The sequence below is a fragment of the Candidatus Oscillochloris fontis genome, from assembly GCF_004138135.1.
In the GTDB taxonomy this organism is placed as follows: domain Bacteria; phylum Chloroflexota; class Chloroflexia; order Chloroflexales; family Chloroflexaceae; genus Oscillochloris; species Oscillochloris fontis.
Genome location: NZ_RYFD01000092.1, coordinates 1 through 4632, shown reverse-complemented (window position 1 = coordinate 4632; position 4632 = coordinate 1). Strand labels below are relative to the sequence as shown.

Below are 4632 nucleotides of genomic sequence, written 5' to 3'. Positions count from 1 at the left end.
TGCCCCCCTCTCCTGTGGGCGAAGCCCACGGGAGAGGGGCTGGGGGTGAGGGCCGTTCGGCGGCGAACTGTCAAGTGGTTACAAGCCATGTCTAAGAAAAAATCTCCACCTAATCATTCGTCCTTATAGGAGATTCTGGCGCTAACTCGACAAGTTCATACACATCGGCAAGCGCAAGCCCACACTGGATCGATTCTAGCCTGATCGTGGCCTCTATGCCTATCGCTTCGCTCAAGATCCACATCTGAGGATCATGGCGTATATAGCGTTCAATATGATACGTGTTCTGAGCGATAAGAATATATTCTTTCAACGATTCAATCGTGCGGTAATGTTGAAACTTGAGGCCACGATCATAGCGTTCTGTTGATGGGGACAGAATTTCAATAATCACCGTGGGGTTGAGCAAGGTGTCGCGTTTTTTTGCCTCGGCAAATTCGGGTTGGCCACACACAACGGTGATGTCGGGATAGGTGTATAGCCCGGTCTTGATGACCTTTATTCGCATATCACTTGGATAGATGCGACAGCCACGCCCACGGGTTTGGGCATAGATACTCGCATTGACATTACTAGCGATCAAGTTATGGGCTTCGCTCGCGCCTGACATGGCGAAAATCTCACCAGCATAGTATTCATGCTTGATCGTGCTGATATGTTCGCGCTCAAGATATTCGTTTTCAGAGAGATACGCGGTTGATTGAGCCGTCATATTACACCTCCAGTATTGCTGCCCCGTTGCGCACACCACTCCCTTAACCCCTGCGCAAACTGGCTTGCCCCGCCTTGAGCCGGGTGGCGCAGGGGCGTGTGGCTGATGCCGAGTTGCTGGAGTGAACGCCCAGCACTCTTGCCCATGGCCAGCACCGGCACCCCAGCAAAGAGTGTACACACTTGGGCAAGCAGCGGTAAGCCCAGCGCTAGTTCGGCGGAGCGCGGTTGGCGGTTGCTCTGATCGTTGCCGGGGCGGTGTGGGTGCAATGGGTAGGCGTTCCATCCCACCACAAAGAGGTTCAGTGCTGCCATTTCGCGGTAGACGATGGTCGCGGTCGGCTCCGCCGAGATGCGCCCATCATTGGTGGCGATGGCAAAGCCCTGGGTTGCCCCGTACTGGCTGCCCTCCAGCAAGATCCGCTCGCTGGTGAAGGGTACCCCCGTGCGCCGCGCCCCATTGTAGCCGGGTGCCTCGCCGACTACCAAGAGATCGGGGCCACGTTGCACAGCTAACTCCAACGCCCGTTGCAGGTTCGCCCGGCGGATGGCATTTCCCGTTGAGCCACCGTCGGCATAGGGGTTGATCGCATCGTGCGGAGCCGCGAGTTGGGCTAATGCGCTGATGATCGCGCTGATGGTTGGTGCTGGCATAGCGCCCCTCTTCTGCTACAATGATATTTTATCCCGCCCCTCTCATGTTTGGCACTGGAAATGACGATGCCTGATCCATGCGACCAGATTACGCCACCATCGATCTTGGCTGTTGGTGGGGTCATCTACCGTTGCCGTCGGCGTGACGGTAAGCCTGAGATCTTGATCATCAAAAAGCGCAATGGGTTTTGGACGCTACCGAAGGGTCGGATTGAACCCGGTGAACACGAATTGGCGGCGCTCCATCGGGAGATTGGTGAAGAGACTGGCCTGCGGGTGGTGCTGATTGCCACTGGCGAGACCCTGACCTACCAGATTGTGAAGGGGCAGGTGGTTCTTACCAAGCAGGTTCACTACTTTTTGGTGCGTGCCAATGGTGGCAAGTTACGCTTGAGCAAGGCCGAAAAGATTGAGCACGCCCGTTGGTGTACCCTGCGGGTGGCGATGGAGCGCATCCATAACCCGCGTCTGCATGGCGTGGTGCGCTGGGCCGCGCACCAGTTGGGCATCACCCTGCCGCGTTAGGCTACTCCTTAATAGTTCACACGTGGAGTAACGTGTACTGCTCATTGACGCCAAGGCGCAAAGGTTAGGATTGGAGCCTATGCTAAAGGCTTTGCGTCAAAACCGGGATGCTCGTTACTCCTTCAACCGCGCTGCATACTGGCTGCGGAATTTGGAGAGCTTGGGGGCTACCACAAATTGGCAGTAGGGTTGCGCCGCATTGTGGATGAAATACTCCTGGTGGTAGTTCTCGGCGGGGTAGAAGCTACTGATCGCCGTCACCTCGGTGACAATCGGCTTTGTCCAGGCATTCGCCGCATTGAGTTCGTCAATCAGCTTCAGTGCCGTGCTGCGTTGCTCTTCGCTATGGTAGAAGATCGCCGAACGGTACTGCGTGCCGACATCGGCCCCTTGGCGGTTGAGTGTGGTCGGGTCGTGAACGGTGAAGAAGACCTCTAGCAATTCGCGGAAGCCGATCTGCTGCGGATCGAAGACAACCTGCACCACCTCGGCATGGCCCGTGGTACCCGCACACACCTGCTTATACGTCGGATTCTCGACTTGGCCACCCGCATAGCCGGAGACGACATCAAGCACCCCCTTCAGTTGATCGAAGACGGCCTCAAGACACCAGAAACAACCACCACCTAAGGTGACGGTCTCGCGGCTGGAGTTGGTCATAGGATCTGCCTTTCTAGCGAATAGACTGCACCGGAGGGGCGTTTGGAGAGGTGTCAATCATGGTGATGCTGAAGGGTACCGCACGCACGATCACCCGTTGGGTAAACTTGTCTGGGCCGTTGGGGGGCCAGCAGGTGACCATGGTGATCACCTCATAATTGGTGGGGGCGATCAGTTTGGCGTTGGCAGTGCGCTGTTCTGGTGGTGCGCCATCCTCATCCACGATCAGACGGTCATAGATGACATAGTGGAACTGCTGCCCACCACTAGAGATGATCACCGGCTCACCAGGGTGAACATAGAAGAGGTCGCGGAAGACGTGGCCATACCCGCCGACATGCCCGGTCAGCACCACATTCCCGCCTTCGCCGGGGTTGGCCGAGCCACGATGGTGCCCCACTGCATAATTGGCTACATCCCAGAGTGCTACGGTCTGGCCATCTATCTCTTGGTTACTCCAACCCACTTCAACCACCTTGTAGTCGAGGGCAATACTCGGAATAACCAGACGTTCGACGCTGGAGACGTGGCTGAGTTGGCTCCCGCTAGGCAGATCAGAAGAGATACTACCATCAGCCAGATTGGATTGGGGGAAGGGTTGAACGGCATTTGTAGTTGCAGCAGGTATCTCATGCGCGTAAACGTCGTTCAGCAGGCTCAAGTCGCTATCGCCCCGTGCAGATTGGCGCTCATATTCGATCTCCACATAGAGACCTCCCACATAGAGCAGCAGATAGACGCCAATAAACATCAGCAGATTAGCCAGCGTCCAGCGTAGACGCTCGCGGGCCAGTGAGCGTGGGCGGGGTATGGGGGTTGGTTGGGAATGATTCTGGGTCAGCATACCCTACCGTAGTTTGCGTAATACTCGCTTGAGTGCGCCAATCCGCAACCGCGACCGCCGCAAGAGCGAGGTTGTGCCAATGTCCCGCACGAGACTCATCTGCTCGATGGTGATGCGCGCAATCTCGGTGGAGCCATCACGGGGCACCGAATGGCGCAACCGCTCCAAGGTGGCTTCGTAGCGCTGCGGGTCTTCCAGATCGCTCACCGCCGCCACGATCCGTTCGCTGGTGGGGCAGAACATCCCCAGTTCATAGTTGAGCACAAAATCAATATTGCCCTGCTCCTGCATTCCCACCGCTTCGGTGAGGATCACCGGCTTGCGCATCACCAGTGCCTCCATGAGCGTCCCCGGCCCAGCCTTCGTCACCACCAAATCACTGGCGGCCATCAGCACTTCCATATTCTGCACAAAACCGTAGATGTGTGTGGTTGGCGGACGCCCGACGGCGATCAGTTCCTCGCGCAGCGTGCGGTTCTTCCCCGTCACTACCAGCAGTTGGCGATCCGGGTAGGCGCGCTCGATTGCTACCACCAACTCGCCCAAGCGGCCAGAGCCAACCCCACCCGCAGTAAGCAGAATCGTAAACCGCTGCGGGTCAAGCCCCAACTCAGATCGCGCCACCAGCACATCGCCGGAGTAATCGGCAAACTTGGGGTGTACCGGGAAGCCGGTGCGCTGCATTTTGCTGGGGCGCATGCCGCGCCGATACATCAACTGGTACGCCTCGTCGGTTGGCACCATCGCCAAATCCACGCCGGGGTAGGTCCACGAGGCATGCAGGCTGACCAGATCGGTCACCACGGTGATCACTCGGCAGGGCAGGCGGTGGATGCGTCGCACCGCGCAGACAAAGCGGTGAACCAGCGGATGCGTCACCACCACCACCTTGGGGCGGGTTTCGAGCAGCAAACGGGTGATGTTGCGTCGCGCCGTGACAAAGACCAACTTAGAGAGCAGATCCACCGGCCACTTACTATTGGTCAGTTGGAAGGTCATATCATAGAGCCGCAACCAGCGTGTTGAGAGCTGATCATAGAGATCGGGGGCACTACGCACACCCGGAAAATCGGTCAATTTGAGAATATCCTCGATCTGCCAACTCAGTTTGCCTTCGCTCATCTGATCCAGGGCGGCGGCGATAGCCACAGCCGCACTACGATGACCACCACCGGTGTCGGAGATTGCAAAGAGGACATCAACCGGACTGTTGCTCACCACTGTCTCCTCACATATGC

6 protein-coding genes are annotated in these 4632 nt (G+C 57.4%); 1 reads left to right on the top strand and 5 read right to left on the bottom strand.

All coding sequences use genetic code 11. From position 1 onward, the window contains the following. Positions 1–109: 109 nt before the first annotated feature. Both EKD03_RS17890 and EKD03_RS17885 read right to left on the bottom strand, forming a co-directional pair. Complete coding sequence (locus EKD03_RS17890) at positions 110–712, bottom strand: Uma2 family endonuclease (RefSeq protein ID WP_129633776.1); 603 nt, start codon at positions 710–712, stop codon at positions 110–112. Further along, positions 709–1365, bottom strand: coding sequence for a uracil-DNA glycosylase (locus tag EKD03_RS17885; RefSeq protein ID WP_129633774.1), 657 nt, complete (start codon positions 1363–1365; stop codon positions 709–711). The genes EKD03_RS17890 and EKD03_RS17885 overlap by 4 nt, the downstream gene beginning before the upstream one ends. A gap of 66 nt (positions 1366–1431) precedes the next feature. Between EKD03_RS17885 and EKD03_RS17880 the strand changes: the two genes are divergently transcribed. After that, entirely contained in the window at positions 1432–1890 is a 459-nt protein-coding gene (locus EKD03_RS17880; protein WP_129633772.1) for an NUDIX hydrolase, read from the top strand. A 114-nt stretch (positions 1891–2004) separates the two neighbouring features. Here the strand turns inward: EKD03_RS17880 and msrA are convergent, their stop codons facing one another. Genes msrA through EKD03_RS17865 form a run of 3 tightly spaced genes read right to left on the bottom strand, consistent with a single transcriptional unit; the run spans position 2005 to position 4630 of the window. Further along, positions 2005–2550, bottom strand: coding sequence for a peptide-methionine (S)-S-oxide reductase MsrA (msrA, locus tag EKD03_RS17875; RefSeq protein ID WP_129633770.1), 546 nt, complete (start codon positions 2548–2550; stop codon positions 2005–2007). Between the two features lie 13 nt (positions 2551–2563). Next, positions 2564–3394, bottom strand: a complete 831-nt coding sequence (locus tag EKD03_RS17870) for a sortase (protein ID WP_129633768.1) — start codon at positions 3392–3394, stop codon at positions 2564–2566. Positions 3395–3397: 3 nt separating this feature from the next. Further along, the gene (locus EKD03_RS17865) at positions 3398–4630 is read right to left on the bottom strand and encodes an MGDG synthase family glycosyltransferase (protein WP_129633766.1); all 1233 of its coding nucleotides are present in this window, start codon (positions 4628–4630) and stop codon (positions 3398–3400) included. Between the last annotated feature and the right edge of the window lie 2 nt (positions 4631–4632).